Genomic DNA, 18518 nt, shown 5'->3' with positions numbered 1-18518 from the left:
CGCAATGACCACTTCCGTCCTGACCCGCCGCACCCTGCTTGCTGGCGCCACGCTGGCCACCATGCCGCATGCCTGGGGGCAGACCATGCCTGCCGCGCGTGGAGACGGCCGCCTGATCGTCGTCTTTCTGCGAGGCGCCTACGACGGCCTCTCGGCCTTCATCCCTTGGGCCGACCCGGACTACGGGCGCGCCCGGCCCAGCATTGCCATTGCCGCGCCGGACGGCAGTGCCCAGACCACGATCCGGCTTGACGACCGCTTCGGGCTCCACCCTTCGCTGGGCGCCCTCCTCCCGCTATGGCAGCAAGGTGTGCTGGGCGTGGTGCCGGCGGCTGGCTCGCCCGATCCCACGCGCTCCCATTTCGACGCGCAGTATCAATGGGAGACCGCGCGTCCCGGCCGGACCAGCGAAGTGTCTGGCTGGCTCAACACCCTGGCAGGACTGGGTGGTGCCCACGGTTCAGCCCGGGCCATTGGCGTCGGTGAAGCCAACCCGCGCATTCTGGCCGGCCCGCAGGCCGTTAAGCTGGTGGCGCGCGGCAAGGCCGCGCAACGCGCCGGTGCGCTGGAGAACCCACGCACACGCGAAGCCTTGATGGCCCTCTACGACGGCCCTGACGCGCTCTCCACCGCCTTTCGCCAAGGCGCCGAGAGTCGGCTGCAAACCGCACAAGAGCTGAGCCGCGAGATGCAAGCCGCTGACAACGGCGCCGCCCCCGCCGCCGCGCTGGAAAACGACGCACGCAACCTCGGAGCATTGATGCGGCAAGAACGGAAGCTACGCATCGGTTTTCTCTCGGCGGGCGGCTGGGACACGCATGCCGGCCAAGGCGCCGCCACCGGTTCACTGGCCGGCAACCTGCGCAAGCTCGGCGCCGCGCTGATGCAGTTGCGGCGCGATTTCAGCGAAGACGGTGATGCGATCGTCATCGCCAGTGAGTTCGGCCGCACCCTGTCGGAAAACGGCACCCGAGGCACTGATCATGGCCATGGGAACGCCCTCTGGCTGCTGGGCAATCGCATCAATGGCGGACGCTGGCACGGGCAATGGACAGGCCTGGCGTCGGCCGAGCTGCATGAAAAGCGCGATCTGCCCGTACATCATGATTTTCGTGCCGTGCTGGCACAGGTGCTTCGGCCTGCGCGACAGCCAATTGGCCGCCGTCCTGCCCGGCGCCACCTGGGATCCTCAGCTCGACGGACTCATACGGCGCGCGTGAAGAATCAATGAATCACCCGCCCCAATAGCGGCGCCACCCAGGGCTGCACGAGGTGGCCCAGCAGCAACCCCACCACACCGGCGATCGCGATCAACACCATGGAGACCGCGAGCCGCTGCACCAGCGCCTGATCGCGCGTGCGCAGCACGAAGGACAAACTGAAGGCAATGCTGGTGAAAGAAGCCAGTACAGCCCCAATGCCCGCCGTGGTCGGCTCGATACTGCCCTGCGTCGCCAGCGCCGCCGCGGCCGCCACCGCGCTCGCACTCGAGAGCAATCCGCCCACCACGCTGATGAAGTAAAAACCTGAATCGCCGAACTGCCGCTGCGTGAGCGCGCCCAGCACATGCAGGATCAAGAAGATGGCGCCGTACTTCAAGGCCTGCGGTAGTGAAAACGGCATGTCCAGATTGATCTCGGGGGCGCTGCCGGCGGCCTGAAAACGGCGCCGGTGCATGCTCAGCAGCACCATGATCGCGCTCATGCACAGCATGAGCGCGAAGGCGCCCAAGGCCCCCACCAACGCCGCGGGGGCAAGGATCAGCAGCAAGGTGGCATTGCGCGCCACCATGGCCGTGGTGGCCAGCAAGATACCGCGGTAGGCCGTGCCGACGAACGCCGTCCCAACTTCCCGCACGCGGTTGGAAAGCTCGATCACCGTGAAATTGCTGTTGATCAGGCCGCCGAAAAATCCCGAGAGCTCGGTGCCGCGCGTACCGTACAGCTTCCACAGCACATAGTTGAAAAAGCCGATGCCAGCGATCAGGATCACCGTGACCCAGGCCGCTCGCGGCTCGATCAAATGCCATGGCCCTACAGGGCCTTCCGGCAATGCCGGGTAGATCACGATCCCGAGAATGGCCAGCAGCAGCGCCGAGCGCACCTCGCCTTCCGAGATGCCCATGGAGAAATCAGACAGCCGTTCCTTCCAGGCCAGCAGCGCGGTGGCGATCACCATGACGGCGGCGGGTGAAATCGTGTGGCCCAGCCCGCACATGATGCCTGCCATGGTGGTCACCATCATGGCCGCGGAAGTGGTCAACTCGGTGCCCTGGCCGCTGCGCAGCGACGAGACATTCAAGATCACCGCCAGCATGGCCGTCAGCCCCAGCGTGCCCAGCGCGAAAGCCGGACCGAGCGCCCCGCCCATCGTGCCCAGCAAGCCTATGAAGCCGAAGGTGCGCAGCCCTGCTTCCTTGCCGCGCCGCTCGCGCTCCAACCCGATCAACAGGCCCAGAACCAGCCCCAGCGCAAGCCTCACCAGAATCTGCGCATACGGCCACTCGGCCTGAGGCAACCCTACCACTACATTCGGCATGCCAGCCCATCCTCCCAGCACATGGTGCGATGTCTTTGCTTTGTCACAAAAAATTGCCCCTATGCTCCCCTGCTTCGCATGGTCTGCTGCCCCCCGTGGGGGTGCTTTTTGTCTTGGGAGCGGCCCTGCAACAAAAAAGACACAAAAAACAAGTATAGGCCGCTTGCCTGAACGCGGCAGTGTCCCGGCTACCGCGGCCCACCCGTTAGCATGGCAACTCCACGATCCTGGCCGCCCATCGCGGCTCTTTCCATGAACTGGTCTGACAAACTCTCCCGCTTCAGAGGCTTCCTGCGCCAAGTCTGGCATCTGTCCTTGCCCTACTTCCAGTCAGAAGAAAAATGGCGGGCACGGAGCATGCTGGCGGCAGTGATCGCGCTCAATCTGGGCGCGGTCTACATGCTGGTGCAGCTCAACGAGTGGAACCGCGTGTTCTACGATGCCTTGCAGAACAAGAACCAGGCGGTGTTCTGGTCGCAGTTGGGCCGCTTCACTTATCTGGCGATGATCTTCATCGTCATCGCGGTCTACCGGTTTTATATTGCCCAACTGCTGCAGGTACGCTGGCGCGCCTGGATGACGCGCCACATGATGAGCCGCTGGCTGAAGGACCATGCCTTCTACCGCATCGAGCTGGCGCGCTACACCGAGGCGGCCACGCAACCCCAGACGGCAGCGGGGCTGCCCGCAGCGGGCCAGCACGTGCCCGACAACCCCGATCAGCGCCTGCAGGAAGACGTCAACCTGTTCACCGCCCAGACCGTCGGCCTGACAATGGGGTTCCTGAACGCCGTGGTCACCCTGGTGAGCTTCGTGGGCATCCTGTGGTCACTGTCCGGGAGCTTCTCTTTCAGCCTGGGGGGCAGCAGCTTCACCATTCCGGGCTTCATGGTCTGGATGGCGCTGCTCTACTGTGGGGTCGGTACCGTGCTGACCCATTACATTGGCCGGCCCTTGATCGGCTTGAATTTCGAGCAACAAAAACGCGAGGCTGATTTTCGCCATCACTTGATGCGGGTGCGCGAGTACAGCGAATCGATTGCGCTCGACAAAGGCGAAGCCCTGGAAAACCGCAATCTGGATACGCGCTTTACCTCTGTCCTGGCGAACTACCTGAAACTGATTGCCAAGCAGAAACAATTGGTCGGCTTCACGAACTTGTTCGGGCAGGCTGCCACCGTGTTCCCCATGATCGTCGCCGCGCCGCGCTTTTTCGGTGGAGCGATTCAACTGGGCGAACTGATGCAGATCGCCAGTGCGTTCGACCGTGTGCAGACTGCGCTCTCCTGGTTCGTCGACAACTACGACAGCCTGGCCAGTTGGCGCGCCACCACCGAGCGCTTGACGAGTTTCGAAGCCACGCTTTCGCGGCAAAGGCAGCAACAGGGCAGCATCGAGCCTGCGCGGCCAGACGAAAACCCAGGCGCGGTGGAAGCGCATGGGTTGACCGTGTGGCTGCCCACTGGCGCCACGCTGCTGAAAGACGCCAACCTGCGCGCCGCCCCCGGGGAGCACACGCTGCTGCAGGGCCCCTCAGGCAGCGGCAAATCCACCCTGTTCCGCGCGCTCGCCGGCATCTGGCCCTGGGCGCGCGGGCAAGTCGCCCTGCCGCGCGACGCCATGTTCATTCCCCAGCGTCCCTATTTCCCCGACGGCTCGCTGCGCGACGCGCTGGCCTATCCCGAACCGGCCTCCCAATATACCGACGACGCCCTGCGCGAAGCCCTGGAGCAGGCCTTGCTGCCCGGACTCGCCGGGCGCCTTGACGAATCCGACAACTGGACACAAAAACTCAGCGGCGGCGAGCAGCAGCGCTTGGCGATCGCCCGTGTACTGCTGAAAAAACCTGCCTGGGTGCTGGCCGACGAAGCCACCAGTGCGCTCGACGTGCCTGCGGAGCAAACGTTGTATGGGCGCTTGCGGCAGATGACCGAGCGGGCTGGAGGAGCGATGATCTCCATTGCACACCGGCCCACGGTGACCGAGTTCCACGACCGGCGCTGGGCCATGACGCCGCCCTGAGCATTCTTTCACCATCCCTGAACTTTGATCGCCACACTCGTCATTCCCGCGCAGGCGGGAATGACGGAAGAGAAAGAGGCTTGTTGAAATGCCAAGGACTGCGTAGAGTCTGCGTTTCTGCCTAAAAGAGACAAGCATCCTGGCAGACCATTCTAAAAAACAACCAAGAGACATGCCGCGTATTCAACACCTCAACTCGCCAGCCTTTCTCCGCCTGGGCTTACCTTTTTCCGAAATCGTGCGTGTCGATGACACGCTCTACCTCTCGGGCCAGATGGGCACCTTGCCCGACAGTCTGCAGCTGGCTCCGGGCGGCATCGAAGCCGAGGCCGAGCAAGCCTTGCGCAACATCCAGCAATCGCTGGAACACCACGGTTTCTCCATGCGCGACGTGGTCAAGTGCACGGTGATGCTGGCCGACATGGCGGACTGGCCGGCTTTCAATGCGGTCTACACCCGCTTTTTCACGAAGCCTTACCCCGCCCGCAGCGCCTTCGGCGCCAAGCAGCTCGCGCTGGGCAGCCGCCTGGAAATCGAAGCCATGGCCGTCGTGGGTGAGCGCACATGAGCCTGCGCTTCGACGAATACCGCGCCTTCGATGCCGTGGGCCTGGCCGAGGCGATCCGGCGCAAGGAACTGCAGCCGCATGAAGTCCTCGACGCGGCCCTGGACCGCCTGCAGGCCGTCAACCCGCAGGTCAATGCCATCACCTACCTCGACGAAGCCGCCGTGGCGGAGGCCCGCCAAGCACCCGCAGCCGGCCCGCTCGGCGGCGTGCCCTACTTCATCAAGGATCTGCACGCCCCCGTGCGCGGCATGCCGCTGACCCACGGCAGCCGGCTGTTCGCGGACCAGCGGCTGGACTTCGACAGCGAAACCGTCGCCCGGCTGCGGCAAGCCGGCTTGAGAATTCTGGGGCGCAGCGCGTCTTCCGAATTCGGCATGAGCCCCTCCGTCGAGACGGCCTTGGCCGGCCCTACCCGCAACCCCTGGGACCTGACCCGTATCGCTGGCGGTTCCAGCGGCGGAGCCGCTGCCGCCGTGGCTGCCGGCATCCTGCCGGCCACGCACGCCACCGACAGCGGCGGCTCCATCCGGATACCCGCGGCGTGCAATGGCCTGGTGGGCCTCAAGCCCACGCGGGGCCTGCTGCCTACCGGGCCGCACCGAGGCGAGGCCTCGCACGGGCTTAGCCACGAGCATGCCGTCACGCGGTCGGTGCGCGACTGCGCCGCCCTGCTGGATGCCACGGCAGGCCCCGATGTGGGCGCGCCCTACTTCACGCCCCCGCCTGCCGAATCGTTTCTGGCGCTCCTCAACCGGCCGCCCCGCCGGCTGCGGATCGCCTTTACCTCGCACACCTTCCGCCAGCAGCCCTCGCACCCGGAATGCGAGGCTGCGGTACTGGAAACGGCACGCCGGCTCGAAACCTTGGGCCATGTGGTGGAACCCGGTGCGCCCGACTTCGACGCTGGCGCTCTCAGCGCCGCCACAGGCCTGCTGCTGCTGACCGGCCTGGCTGCCCAATTGCGGGCGCGGGAGGCCGTGCTCGGGCGCGCCGCCCGCGAGGACGAACTGGAGCCCGTGACCTGGGAGGCCATCCGCCTGAGCCAGAAGGTCACCGGAGTGGACTATGCAAGCCAGTTCACCCGCATCAACCAGGAAGTGCGGCGGATTGGGCGCTTTTTCCAGACCGTGGACGTGCTGCTCACACCGACACTGGCCTCGCCTCCCCTTCCCCTGGGCACCCTGTCTACCCAAGCCCTTTCTCTGAATGAGTTCCAGCAAGCCGCTTCGGCGTTCTGCCCGTTCACCGGCGCCTTCAATGCCACCGGCCAGCCAGCCATCAGCCTGCCTCTGCATTGGACAGCCGAGGGGCTGCCCTTGGGCGTGCAATTGGTCGGCCGGTTTGGCGAGGACGCCACCCTGCTGCAACTGGCCGCCGAGATCGAGCGCGCCTGGCCTTGGTTCCAGCGCACCGCGCCGCTGTGACATGAAGCGCGAAGCCCGATGAAATCCCGACTTCCTTACATCAAAAAAGGACCACTCCATGAAACGGCGTCAACTACTCGCTTCGGCCCTGATTCCGCTGGCATCCACCGGCCCGGCCTGGGCGCAGGTTCCCACCAGCCGCGGCCCGTTGCGCCTGGTGGTCGGCTTTCCCGCAGGCGGCTCGGCCGACGTGCTGGCCCGCACCCTGAGCGACAAGCTCAAGGCGGAGCTGGGCATGCCGGTAGTGGTCGACAACCGCACGGGCGCGGGCGGTGCCATCGCTGCCGATTACGTGAAAGGCCAGCCGGGCGATGGGCTCACCGTGATGCTGGGCACCTCCCACATGATGGTCACCGCCCCGCTGACCATGAAAAGCGTGCGCTACGACAGTTTGAAGGACTTCAAGCCGGTGGTGCGCCTGTCCAGTTTCAATGAAACCATCACGGTGCCGATCTCGAGCCCCGCCAACAGCCTGAAAGAATGGCTGGAACTGGCCCGCCGCGATGAGAAGCACTCCAACTACGGCGTGCCCGCCCCTGGCAGCCTGCCTCAATTCGTGGGCTACCGGCTGGGAGAGCTGACCAAGACCAAGCTGACCTCCGTGCCTTATCGTGGCGCCGCGCCGCTCACGCAAGACCTGCTGGGAGGCCAGGTCGCGGCAGCCATTCTGCCGATCGCCGACATGGCGCAATACAACGGCAAGCGCGTCAAGATCCTGGCCATCAACGGCACCAAGCGCAGCGAGATGATTCCTGGCGTCCCCACGCTGAAGGAGCTGGGCTACAACGAGTTCGACGATCTGGAGTGGACGGGCTTTTTCGTGCCGGTCAGCACCCCCGACGCCACTGTCAAGCAGTTGGAAACGATTTCCCTCAAGATCGCCCAAACGCCGGAAGTCAGGGAAGCGCTGCTGAAACTCGGCTCCAATGCCGATTCGGCTCCTGGCTCTGCCCTGGCGCAAGGCATCCGCGACGATTTCGCCCGCTGGGGCCCCATCGTCAAGGCTTCCGGCTTCAGCACGGAATAGCCAAGGAGAGCGGCGGCAGGGGCAGGCTGGGATAATCGCCCCCATGCCCCACGCTCACCAGCTCGAACTGCTTGCCCCCGCGCGCGACGCCGATATCGGCATCGAAGCCATCCAGCACGGCGCTGACGCCGTCTACATTGGCGGCCCAGGCTTCGGCGCGCGCGCCAGCGCCGGCAACTCCGTGGCCGACATCGCCCGCCTGGCCGCGCACGCGCACCGCTACGATGCACGCATTTTCGTCACGCTCAACACCATTCTGCGCGACGATGAACTGGAACCTGCGCGCCGCCTCGCGTGGCAGATGTACGAAGCCGGCGCGGATGCCCTCATCATCCAGGACATGGGCCTGCTGGAGTTGGATCTGCCCCCTATCCAACTGCATGCCAGCACCCAGACCGACATCAGAACGCCCGAGAAAGCGCGGTTCCTGCAAGACGCGGGTCTGTCCCAGATCGTGTTGGCCCGCGAACTGACGCTGCAGGAAATCGCCGGTGTCCGCGACGCGCTCGATCCGGACCGCTGTTCCATCGAATTCTTCATTCATGGCGCGCTCTGCGTGGCCTACAGCGGCCAGTGCTACATCAGCCATGCCCACACCGGCCGCAGCGCCAACCGCGGAGACTGCTCGCAAGCCTGCCGCCTGCCCTACCAGGTGCTCGATGCCCAGGGCCGCTTCGTGGCCCACGATGCACATGTCCTTTCAATGAAAGACAACAACCAGAGCCTGAATCTGCGCCCCCTCATCGATGCGGGTGTGCGCAGTTTCAAGATCGAGGGCCGCTACAAGGACATGGGCTATGTGAAGAACATCACGGCCCACTACCGCCGCCTGTTCGATGAAATTCTGGAAGAGCGCCCCGAGCTGGCGCGCGCCTCCAGCGGTCAAGTGTCTTTCGGGTTTACGCCCGATCCGCTGCAGAACTTCAATCGCGAGTTCACCGATTATTTCGTCAATGGCCGCCAGGCCGACATCGGCGCCTTCGACACGCCCAAGAACCCTGGCCAGCCCATCGGCTTCGTCACCCGCGTGGCATCCGATCACTTCGAGCTGCGCACCGACGATCCGCAGTTGAAGCTCTCCAATGGCGATGGCCTGTGCTACTGGAATCAGCAGAAGGCGCTGGTGGGCGCGCAGACCAACCGGGTGGAAGACATGCAAAGCGGCTTGTGGCGCGTCTTCCCCAAAGACGCCATGGCCACGTTGCACGACCTGCGCAAAGGCACCACCATTCACCGCAACCGCAGCATGGACTGGGTGCGGACGCTGGAGAAAAAATCCTCCGACCGCCGTATCGGCGCATGGCTGCACCTGGCCGAATGCGAAGGCGGCCTTCGGCTCACCGTCACCGATGAGGACGGCCATGCCGGCGAATCACGTGTGGCCCTGGAATGGGCCGCTCCCAAGGACGAAGCAGGCGCGGCCCTGAAGCTGCGCGAAGCGATGGGCCGGCTGGGTGAAACCCACTTTGCGCCCATCGACATCCGGGTGGATCTGCCCCGGCCCTGGTTCGTGCCCGCCAGCACCGCCAATGCACTGCGCCGGGACGCCATGGCCGCGCTGGAGGCCGCACGTGCCGCCGCCTGGGAGCGCCTGCCGCGCGCCACGCCCGTTCAGCCGCCTGTGCCCTATCCTGACGACACGCTCAGCTATCTGGCCAACGTCTTCAACCAGAAAGCGCACGACTTCTACTCAAGGCATGGCGTGAAGGTGATTGATGCCGCCTACGAAAGCCAGGAGGAAGAAGGCGAAGTCAGCCTCATGATCACCAAGCACTGCGTGCGCTTTTCCTTGAGCTTGTGCCCCAAGCAGGCCAAGGGCGTCATTGGCGTCAAGGGCACCATCAAGGCCGAGCCCCTGCAGTTGGTCAATGGCAAGGAAAAACTCACCCTGCGCTTCGACTGCAAGCCCTGCGAAATGCATGTCGTCGGCAAGATCAAGCGCGGCGTGCTCCAGGCCGGCGCGCGCGAGGCGGCCGAGCAAGCCTTGGTGTTCTACCGCACCATGCCTGCAAGCCACGCGCACCCCTGAAGGTGCGGGGCCAGCCCCTGGGAACGATACCAGGCTAGGTATTGATAACGAGTAACGATAACAAGTAACCGTCATTCCCGCGCAGGCGGGAATCCAGTGCATCCAGTTAGCGCTGTCGCTGGATTCCCGCCTGCGCGGGAATGACGGGGAAAAACCTGTCGCGACTTAAATCAAAGATGCCTTAGAACCGGTACCGGTAGTAGACCTGGGTGAAATTGATCCCCGGGTTGGGCTTCTTGATACCCGCATTAGAAATATGCTGGAAGCGCACCCCCAAGGTATTCCGGCCTTCAGCACCCCACTGATAACCCAACCCGAGTTGGTCGGAGAACTGGAACGCGCTGGAAAGCGTGTGATCATCCGCTATGCGGACATGGGAGAGCAGGCGCACGCCGATGGAAGCTTCCGCGAAGACCAGGCCCGAGCCGCCCACGGGCCGCTCCAGGCGGAGAAAAGGCGAATAACCGGCCTCCACGATGTCCTGCGCCTGCGGCACGCGCCAATAGGCCAGTTCCAACTCATGGCGCAGCGCCAAGCGCCACTGATCCCCCTGCCACAAGGGAGTGCCATGGTGCCAGCCGGCGATCACGCCCACCTTCTTGACGTCGGCTTTATTGCTCTTGCCATACGACAGTTGCCAATCCACGCCTTGGGGAGCAGCCTGCGGCCAGGTTTGCGCCGAAACACTCGCATGTCCGGCGAGCAAGGCGCCGGTGAGCAAAACGGCACGCGTCCATGAGTGGCGTGCGGAGGAAGAAGATTTTTATGGTGTTGGATGGATTTTCCGGCTTGCGTCATGACGGGTGCTTTCAGCTAATGGGACTGATTGTGCCATCGCTGCCATCCCCCCGCCCGCAGCGCACATGCCGGGCACTGCCCGCAACCGTAGCCCCAATCATGGCGCTGCCCCCTATCGCCCAGATAGCAGGTGTGCGTATGCTCGGTGATCAATTGAACCAGCGCATCGCCGCCCCCGGCTGGATCGGCCTGCTGGCCGAGATCATGCGCCAGCTGCCAGGTGGCCGCCTTGTCTATCCACATGAGCGGCGTCTCGATCAGAAAGCGCTTGTCCATTCCCAGGGACAGCGCCAGCTGCATGGCTTTCATCGTGTCGTCGCGGCAATCCGGATAGCCCGAAAAATCCGTCTCGCAGACCCCGGTCACGATCGCCTGCAGGCCGCGCCGGTAGGCCAGCGCGCCGGCCAGCGTGAGAAACACCAGATTGCGCCCGGGCACGAAAGTGTTGGGCAGGCCCGAGGCTTCGACCTGGAACGCCATGTCGCGTGTGAGGGAGGTTTCGCTGATCTGCCCCAGCACACCGACGTCGATCATATGGTCGTCGCCCAGTTTCCCCTCCCAGGCCGGAAAGCGGGCGCGCAGCTCCCGCAGCACCACCAGGCGCGCATCGAGTTCGACACGATGGCGCTGGCCATAATCGAAACCGATGGTCTCCACGCGTGAATAGCGCGCAAGCGCATGGGCCAGGCAGGTGGTTGAATCCTGGCCGCCAGAGAACAGAACAAGGGCGCTGGTGTGCATCATGCAATGGTAGCGCTGTCACTGAATGCGTCGCCTAGGGGACCACTTCTCCTGGACGAGGCCAACAGACTGGTTAGACTGTTACCGCCAACAGCTGTCTTGACCATGCCTGATCACCAAGCTCACTACGCCCACTGGCCTGCCCGGCTTCCATATGCCATCACCACGCCCGCGACCAGCATCTGGGACAACCTCGCGGTCAATGCCCGGCGCTACCCCGACAAGGCAGCGCTGGTATTCCTGGGCCGTACCACCACCTACCGCGAGTTATGCGACGGCACGGAGCGCCTGGCCGCCTACCTGCACCGCCTGGGTGTGAGCAAGGGCGACCGGGTCATCCTGATGATGCAGAACACGCCGCAGCTGGTCATGGCCCACTACGCCATCCTGCGCGCCAACGCCGTGGTGGTGCCGGTCAACCCCATGAACATGGCCGAGGAGCTGAAGCACTACATCACCGACTCCGGGGCCAAAGTAGCCATCACCACGGCCGATCTCGCGCCCGAACTGGCCAAGGCCAGCAACGGCCTGCCCGCCGGCCAGGGGCTGCAGCACCTCGTGGCTTCCCAATTCACCGACGCCTTCGACGCGGACATCAAGGGCGACGATGCACCGCCTGAGGCCTGGAGCAAGTGGCTGCTGACCAGGCGTGAACCCGCCGGGCTGGAAGGCGGCCAGGTCCATGCCTGGACCGATGCCCTGGCCTGCACCGATACCCCGCCCCCGCACACCGTCGGCCGGGACGACATGGCCGCGCTGCCCTACACCAGCGGCACCACGGGCAACCCCAAGGGCTGCGTGCACCTGCACCGCAGCCTCAACCACAATGCGGTGGCCGGCAGCTACTGGGGCACCGGCACCAGTGAAAGCGTGGTGCTGGGTGTGGTGCCCATGTTCCACATCACGGGCATGGTGTCGGTACTGCACACGGCGATCTTCCTGGGGGCCACCCTCGTCATCATGCCGCGTTGGGACCGGGAACTGGCTGGCCGGCAAATCTCGCGCTACCAGATCACCAACTGGACCAACATCCCCACCATGATCATCGATCTGCTGGGCAGCCCCAACCTGGATTCATTCGATCTTTCCAGCCTCAAATACATCGGCGGCGGCGGCGCGGCCATGCCGCAAGCCGTGGCCCAGCGCCTGTTCGAGCAATATGGCTTGCGCTTCTGCGAAGGCTATGGCCTGACGGAAACCGCCGCGCCGTCGCACAGCAATCCGCACGACCGGCCCAAGCAGCAATGCCTGGGCATTCCTTTCATGGGCGTGGATTCGCGCATCATCGATCCGGAAACAGGCGCGGAACTGCCCCAGGGTGAAACCGGCGAGATCGTGATGCATGGCCCCCAGATCTTCGAAGGCTACTGGCAGCAGCCCCAAGCCACGGAACAGGTGTTCATCGAGATCGAGGGCAAACGGTTCTTCCGCTCCGGCGATCTGGGGCATGTGGATGAAGACGGCTATTTCTTCATCACCGACCGCCTCAAGCGCATGATCAACGCCAGCGGCTTCAAGGTCTGGCCCGCCGAAGTCGAAGCGCTGATGTTCCGCCATCCCTCCATTCAGGAGGCCTGCATCATTCCTACCAAGGATGCCTACCGGGGAGAAAGCGTGAAGGCCGTCGTCGTGCTCAGGAAAGGGCACGAAAACACGACCGCCGAAGACGTCATCTCGTGGTGCCGCGAACACATGGCCGCCTACAAGGTGCCGCGCGTGGTGCAATTCGTGGAAGCCCTGCCCAAGTCCGGCAGCGGCAAGGTGATGTGGCGCCACCTGCTGGAACAGGAAAGCGCTGGCGGCACCCATGGCTGACGCTCTGCACCAGCCGCATGCCGGCACGGTCAGCCGGTTCGATCTGGGCCGCGTCTCGGTGTTCCTGGGCGACAAAAGCGGCAAGTACCCGGACGGCAACCAAGTCCTCATCCGGGGATCGGACACGCTCACGGCACTCGACACCCCGATCGTCTCGAACGTGATCGGGCCGGAATTCGATGCCACCGAACTGGTGGTCCTGGGGCACGTACACGAAGACCATATGGCGGGCCTGCACCGCCTGCCTCAAGCGCAGGTGTACGCCCCCATGGACGATTTGCCCGCCGTGCAGAGCTGGGAAGGTTTTGCCGCGGTCATGGGCGCCCGGGACAAAAATGCGCAAGACGAGACCCTAGCCTATTTTCAGCGCAAGTTCTTCTACGCGCCCCGGCCCGATGCGCAAGGTTATGAAGACGGCGCCACCTGGGAACTGGGCGGCTCACGGATCCGCGCCTTCCACATGCCAGGGCACACCGCAGGCCATACGGTGCTGCTGATAGAACCCGAAGGCGTGGCCTTCATCGGCGACATCGACCTGACGGGTTTCGGCCCCTATTACGGCGATGCCGGCTCCAGCCTGCAAGCGTTCCGCCATACCTTGAAGAAGCTGCCCGACATTCCGGCCAAGGTGTGGGTCACCTCCCATCACCGCGGTGTCTATACCGACAGGGAACGCTTCCTGGCCGATCTTGCCGCCTTCGCGGCCAAGTTCGACGAGCGCAACGAGCGCTTGCTGGCCTACCTGAGGCAAGCGCCTCAAACCCTGGATGAACTGGTGGAAAAACGGCTGCTCTACCCGCCCGGCTTTGAAGCGCCCTGGGTGGTCATGGCCGAGCACCGCACCATCGCGCGCCATCTGGACGAGATGATGGCGAACGAGCGTGTGCGGATGGATGAACGGGGTTTGTACCGAATAGCCGCCTAGCGGCGTTTACGCTTGGCCATGCCGGCCCCTGCCGCAGCCAGGACGGCGGCCAGCGCAGCCAAGGTCCAAGGCCCATTGGCGGGCACTGACGCCACAGCCCCGGCGGAGCAATCGAAGGTCAGCGTCACCCTGGCGATCAAACCGTATGGATTGCCTCCATTGGTGCTGCCAAAGACCAAGGTATTGGCACCAGGGTTCAGCGGCACCGCCGTCGAAGGATAGTCGTAAGGCAGTGTCGTGAACCTCGTGCTTGGGTTGAACCCTAGCGCGTTACCGTTCCATGCCACGCTCGTCACGGAATCGTCCACAGTGTAGGTATAGCTGATCTTGGCCGACCCCGGCACAATGCGCGGGTCGTTGGCCGTCACCTTCAGTGAATAGGTGATGGCCGTTGGGAAGCTGGGGGCGCCGTTATGTGTGGAATCCCCGATCCATGCCGCACCCGCGATGCTTCCCCAATACTCATCGGACGCACCAGTCGCGGCGATCTCGGCAGGCGCCTGATTGGTGCTGATGCCCCATCGGTTCGGCTGCGTGCTCAGATCCGCCTGAACGCCGGTACCAGGGGCCATGCCGGGGCATGCCAAAGTCACGCCCGTGGGCTGGGACTGTGCCCATGCCGCTGGGCTAGCCACCGCCGCCAGCACCACAACCCAACCGTGCCGGCCGCGAAAAGCAGCCAAAGCGCGCAAGATGCCTCTCGAATGCATGGATACACCTTCTTTCGAAAGACAAGATATTATGCAAAAAGTCACATATTGACGAGAGCTCTGCATCCTGCACGCAACACCAACACCACAGGGCCTGGAACGGCAGCCCGCATCGGTGTCAGAACATGGCCTGTACCCCTACGCGCACGCTGCGTCCTGGCAACGGCGCTCTGGGAAACGCCGTGGTGGTCAAGACCGACGTCGCACTGTAGGCCAGCCGGTTGGTCAGGTTGTCCACGCGGGCATACCATTGCAGTTGGGTGCGGCCGAGCTTTTGCTTGTACGTGAGCGCCGCATTCCACAACGTATAGGCGCCGGTGGTGCGGTCAGGCTCTGGAACGCGATTCTGGGCGGCTGCATAGTCGAAGCCGAGCCGCGCGCCCCATGCCCCTTGCGCCCAACGCAAGGTAGCGCCCACGCGAGCCGGTGCGATGCGGGGCAAGGGCTCACCGGATGTGAGGTTGGTGGCACGCACCATGTCGGCGCGCAGATCGAGATCCAGTACGTGGCCGTTACCGCGTGCCGCCTCCGCGACCGCGCCCGGCCCCATCAGGCGAACCGTGCCGCTGGCCTCGATCCCCACGAAGCGCGCTTTCACACCCGCATAGGCATACTCAGGCAAGGCCTCGTCATCCTCTCCCGCCATGCGCCCGGTGTTCATCAGCCCGATGTAATTGGAAAACCGGCTGGCGAAGGCCGTGACGGCGAAACGGTGCGGGCCGTCCTGCCACTTGGCGCCCACGTCGATGCCCGTGGATTTTTCCAGGCCAAGATGGGGATCACCCAGCTCCCAGGTACCGGTGGCCACATGCGCGCCGTTGGCGAACAGTTCGTAGTCCTTGGGCGCGCGCTGGGTATAGGCCAGGTTGCCGGTGAGTTGCCATTGGGGTGCCACGTTCACGAGCCCGCCAAACGCCACGCTGCCCGGATGGAAGCTTCTGGAATCCGCGGCAAAGCGGTCGTCGTCCGCGCCCGGCGTGTTCACGCGCACGCTCTCGGCACGCGCACCGAAATGGAGCTTGCCCCAGCCGAACCCCAACTCCTCATGCGCGAACAGCGCCACTGAGCGCGTGTGGCTGGGGGGCACGAAAGCCTCGTCACCCAATGCCTCGAAGTGTGTATCTTCCCATTGCAGGCCCCAGACCCCTTGCAACGTCCCAAACGGGCGGTGGCGCGCTTCCAGGCGCAGGTCCGTGCCGCGGTTGGTGAATACGGTGCCCGCCTCCTCGCCTTCGTATTCGGTGTGGCGGTAGTCCGCGTAGCTAAGTTGTCCCTTCACGCTTTCCAGCCATCCGCCCGGCAGCCGGTACAGGCCCTCCAGCGCGGTGCGGGTGGAGCGCATGCCGATGCGCACATCGTCTTCAGCCACCGTACCGTAGCGGCTGCTGTAGCCAGCCACTGAAGCGCCCAGGTAGCCGCGATCGAAAAACAGAGTGCCGCCGACAGCCCCGCCCTCTGCCCGGTTCGCGGAATTGCAGATGCGCCGCGCCAGGCTCGGCTCGCCCGAGCGCGTGCAAGGCAGCTCGATCGGCGCCGCCACGTCGCCGCTGTCGCGTGCGAAGGCATCCACATGCAAGGCATAGCGGTCGGTGCCGCCTTCCAACAGCACGGCGCCGCTTTTTTCCTTGTTGCCGCTCGCGTAGCCCAGATCGGCTCGGCCCGTGTATCCGCCTTCGGGTCCGGCGACCGGGACCTTGGGAATGCGGTTGTCAAGCACGTTCACCACGCCGCCCACGGCGCTGCCGCCATACAGCAGCGCGGCGGGCCCCCGCAGCACCTCGACACGTTCGACGGCCAGTGAATCGATGGGCGTGTTGTGGTCGTAACTGAGGGCCGATGCGTCCACGGTCGCACCGCTGTTCTGCAGCACGCGGATGCGGTCGCCGTCGAGGCCGCGGATCACCGGGCGGCCGGCATTGGGGCCGAAATAGGTGCTCGACACGCCCGGCAGATTCTGCAGCGTATCGCCCAGCGTGGCCGACTGTTTCAGCAGCAGGTCGTCGCCCGCGAGGCTGCTGGCGGGCGCGACGGTCTGCTCCGAGCCCAAGGGATTGCCGGTCACGGTGACCTCGCCCAGCGTGGGCGCCTCACCGAGCGGTGCACCGGTCTGCTGCGCCGTGGCATTCAAGGCGCACAGCAACACGGCCGCGCCAAGCGCCCCTTGCGAAAAAGGAATGGAAGGATTCATGGATGGATTCAGGAATTTCGACGACGCAAAGCCTCCCCTTGCCGCATGGGCAGCCGGGGAAACCAAGGAAAAAGAAGGGACCGCTGGTATCGGGCCCGCAAATGACGAGTTCAGGCCTGCGCTGGCGGAGCTCGTGCGTCGAATGGGGTGGGCTCGGCGGCCACCCAAAGTTCCGGCGGCCAGCACGATTCGCCTGGTGCTGCGGCATGCGCGGGCAGCGCTGGCGCCGGCGGCAGAGGCGCCTGGTCGCCATGGGCCAATTGATCGAACAGCCGGCATTGGCCCGCGCTGTGATCCGAGAACACATGCGAAAGCCAACTTCGCGCCGCATCGGCCGGCAGCGCTTGTGTGCCGGCCGGCTGCGCGGCCCTGGTGATGACCGTGCGGACCGAGGCCGGGAATGCGTCGTACGCATGCAGAACACCGTGCACCAACCCCAGCGCCTGCGCGCCCAGCAGGGCGAGCAGAAGCAGCCAGAGGCGCAGCGGTGTCAGGCGGGAACGCATGACTCCAATGTAGCGGATGCGTCAAGCCCTGCCGCAAAAATCAACTCACTTCAGGAAATTCTCGGCCAGCTTGAACCAGAACCGGGACGCCGGTTCGATCAGATCGTCGTTGAAGTCGTAGGCTGGGTTGTGTACCATGCAGGCACCAGGGGAACCGGCAGCACCGTTGCCCACCTGCAGATAGCTGCCCGGCACTTTTTCGAGCATGAAGGCGAAGTCTTCGCTGGCGGTCATGGGTTCGCCTTGTGCCACCACGCGCTCGGGGCCGAACAGATCCAGCGCCACCTGGGTAGCCAATGCCGTCTCTCGCGGCGTATTGACCAGCACTGTATAGCCATCCCGCCAGTCGACTCGCGCCTTGACCCGGTAGCTGGCGGCCTGCTGCTCCACCAGCTCGAAAATGCGCGCCTTGAGCAGGTCTCTGACCTCGCGGTCCAGGGCGCGTACGCTCAGGGCCATGGTCGCCTGCGGTGCGATGACATTGTTGGCCTGGCCCGCATGGAGCGCGCCAACGGTCACGACGGCCGTCCTGAGCGGAGGGACGTTGCGGGCAACGATGGTCTGCAGGGCCATCACGATGGATGAGGCGGCCACGATGGGGTCGGCACAGGTATGCGGCATGGCGCCATGTCCGCCAACGCCCTCCAGCGTAATGAAGACATCGTCGCTGGACGCCATGGCAGGGCCGGTCCTGAAGACGAACTTGCCCGCCTCGATCCCCGGCATGTTGTGCAGGGCGAAAACCGCGTCGCAGGGGAAGCGCTCGAACAACCCGTCGGCGATCATCTTCACCGCCCCGCCGGCCCCCTCTTCGGCAGGCTGGAAGATAAGGTTCAGCGTTCCATTGAAATCGGCCTGCCTGGCGATGTATTTCGCGGCGGCCAGCAGAATGGCGGTATGCCCATCGTGGCCGCAGGCGTGCATGACCCCCGGGTGCCGGCTACGCCATTCCCGCGAGCCCTCTTCGGCGATGGGCAGGGCGTCCATGTCCGCACGGATGCCCAGCGACCGATGGCCCTCGCCTCGCTTCAAACGGCCCACCACGCCGGTGCCGCCCAGCCCGCAGGTCACCTCATACCCCCATTCGCCGAGCTTGCGCGCCACCAGCGCGGATGTCCGATGTTCTTCGAAAGGCAGTTCAGGGTGCGCGTGGATGTCGCGCCGCAACTCGATGAACTCACCCACGCGCGATGAAATCGCCTGGCCCAGGTAGCTTGCTTGCACTGT

At 64.7% G+C, this 18518-nt stretch carries 15 protein-coding genes; 8 read left to right on the top strand and 7 right to left on the bottom strand.

Translation table 11 applies throughout. The features are described from left to right. The first annotated feature begins 4 nt into the window (after nt 1–4). Nucleotides 5–1231, top strand: a complete 1227-nt coding sequence (locus tag WJU18_RS09830; RefSeq protein WP_423459895.1) for a DUF1501 domain-containing protein — start codon at nt 5–7, stop codon at nt 1229–1231. Here the strand turns inward: WJU18_RS09830 and WJU18_RS09825 are convergent. After that, nucleotides 1225–2538, bottom strand: coding sequence for an MgtC/SapB family protein (locus WJU18_RS09825; RefSeq protein ID WP_423459894.1), 1314 nt, complete (start codon nt 2536–2538; stop codon nt 1225–1227). The two genes, WJU18_RS09830 and WJU18_RS09825, sit on opposite strands and share 7 nt — an antisense overlap. A gap of 252 nt (nt 2539–2790) precedes the next feature. Between WJU18_RS09825 and WJU18_RS09820 the strand changes: the two genes are divergently transcribed. The 5 genes from WJU18_RS09820 (at nt 2791) to WJU18_RS09800 (ending at nt 9608) form a co-directional block, all read left to right on the top strand. Then, nucleotides 2791–4560: an ABC transporter ATP-binding protein/permease gene (locus WJU18_RS09820; protein WP_423459893.1), complete on the top strand. Its 1770-nt coding sequence runs from the start codon at nt 2791–2793 to the stop codon at nt 4558–4560. Between the two features lie 172 nt (nt 4561–4732). After that, nucleotides 4733–5128, top strand: coding sequence for a RidA family protein (locus WJU18_RS09815; RefSeq protein WP_423459892.1), 396 nt, complete (start codon nt 4733–4735; stop codon nt 5126–5128). Beyond that, nucleotides 5125–6552 carry an amidase gene (locus WJU18_RS09810; protein WP_423459891.1) on the top strand — a complete coding sequence of 476 codons (1428 nt, stop codon included), beginning with the start codon at nt 5125–5127 and terminating at the stop codon, nt 6550–6552. Before WJU18_RS09815 ends, WJU18_RS09810 begins: the two co-directional genes overlap by 4 nt. Before the next feature lie 58 nt (nt 6553–6610). Continuing rightward, on the top strand, nt 6611–7579 hold the full coding sequence (locus tag WJU18_RS09805) for a tripartite tricarboxylate transporter substrate-binding protein (RefSeq protein WP_423459890.1): 969 nt from the start codon (nt 6611–6613) through the stop codon (nt 7577–7579). A 43-nt stretch (nt 7580–7622) separates the two neighbouring features. Continuing rightward, nucleotides 7623–9608 carry a peptidase U32 family protein gene (locus WJU18_RS09800; protein ID WP_423459889.1) on the top strand — a complete coding sequence of 662 codons (1986 nt, stop codon included), beginning with the start codon at nt 7623–7625 and terminating at the stop codon, nt 9606–9608. A gap of 181 nt (nt 9609–9789) precedes the next feature. On the opposite strand, the gene WJU18_RS09795 is transcribed toward WJU18_RS09800, so the two are convergent. Then, nucleotides 9790–10329 (bottom strand): acyloxyacyl hydrolase, encoded by a 540-nt coding sequence (locus WJU18_RS09795; protein WP_423459888.1) that lies wholly within the window; start codon nt 10327–10329, stop codon nt 9790–9792. 92 nt (nt 10330–10421) lie between these two features. Next, nucleotides 10422–11147: a 7-cyano-7-deazaguanine synthase QueC gene (gene queC / locus WJU18_RS09790; protein WP_423460970.1), complete on the bottom strand. Its 726-nt coding sequence runs from the start codon at nt 11145–11147 to the stop codon at nt 10422–10424. A gap of 105 nt (nt 11148–11252) precedes the next feature. Between queC and WJU18_RS09785 the strand changes: the two genes are divergently transcribed. Further along, nucleotides 11253–12962 carry a long-chain fatty acid--CoA ligase gene (locus WJU18_RS09785; protein ID WP_423459887.1) on the top strand — a complete coding sequence of 570 codons (1710 nt, stop codon included), beginning with the start codon at nt 11253–11255 and terminating at the stop codon, nt 12960–12962. Beyond that, complete coding sequence (locus WJU18_RS09780; protein ID WP_423459886.1) at nt 12955–13887, top strand: MBL fold metallo-hydrolase; 933 nt, start codon at nt 12955–12957, stop codon at nt 13885–13887. Before WJU18_RS09785 ends, WJU18_RS09780 begins: the two co-directional genes overlap by 8 nt. Here WJU18_RS09780 and WJU18_RS09775 read toward each other — a convergent pair. From WJU18_RS09775 to WJU18_RS09760, 4 genes are all read right to left on the bottom strand, one after another. Continuing rightward, on the bottom strand, nt 13884–14597 hold the full coding sequence (locus WJU18_RS09775; protein ID WP_423459885.1) for a hypothetical protein: 714 nt from the start codon (nt 14595–14597) through the stop codon (nt 13884–13886). The two genes, WJU18_RS09780 and WJU18_RS09775, sit on opposite strands and share 4 nt — an antisense overlap. Nucleotides 14598–14715: 118 nt before the next feature. Then, complete coding sequence (locus WJU18_RS09770; RefSeq protein WP_423459884.1) at nt 14716–16785, bottom strand: TonB-dependent receptor; 2070 nt, start codon at nt 16783–16785, stop codon at nt 14716–14718. Nucleotides 16786–16895: 110 nt separating this feature from the next. After that, nucleotides 16896–17291 carry a hypothetical protein gene (locus WJU18_RS09765; protein WP_423459883.1) on the bottom strand — a complete coding sequence of 132 codons (396 nt, stop codon included), beginning with the start codon at nt 17289–17291 and terminating at the stop codon, nt 16896–16898. Between the two features lie 45 nt (nt 17292–17336). Next, nucleotides 17337–18515 (bottom strand): M20 aminoacylase family protein, encoded by a 1179-nt coding sequence (locus WJU18_RS09760; protein WP_423459882.1) that lies wholly within the window; start codon nt 18513–18515, stop codon nt 17337–17339. Nucleotides 18516–18518: the final 3 nt, after the last annotated feature.

Source organism: Ottowia sp. VDI28, assembly GCF_049532675.1.
In the GTDB taxonomy this organism is placed as follows: Bacteria; Pseudomonadota; Gammaproteobacteria; order Burkholderiales; family Burkholderiaceae_C; genus Ottowia.
Note: the sequence above shows the minus strand (reverse complement) of the source record. Positions and strands in the feature narration are given on the sequence as shown.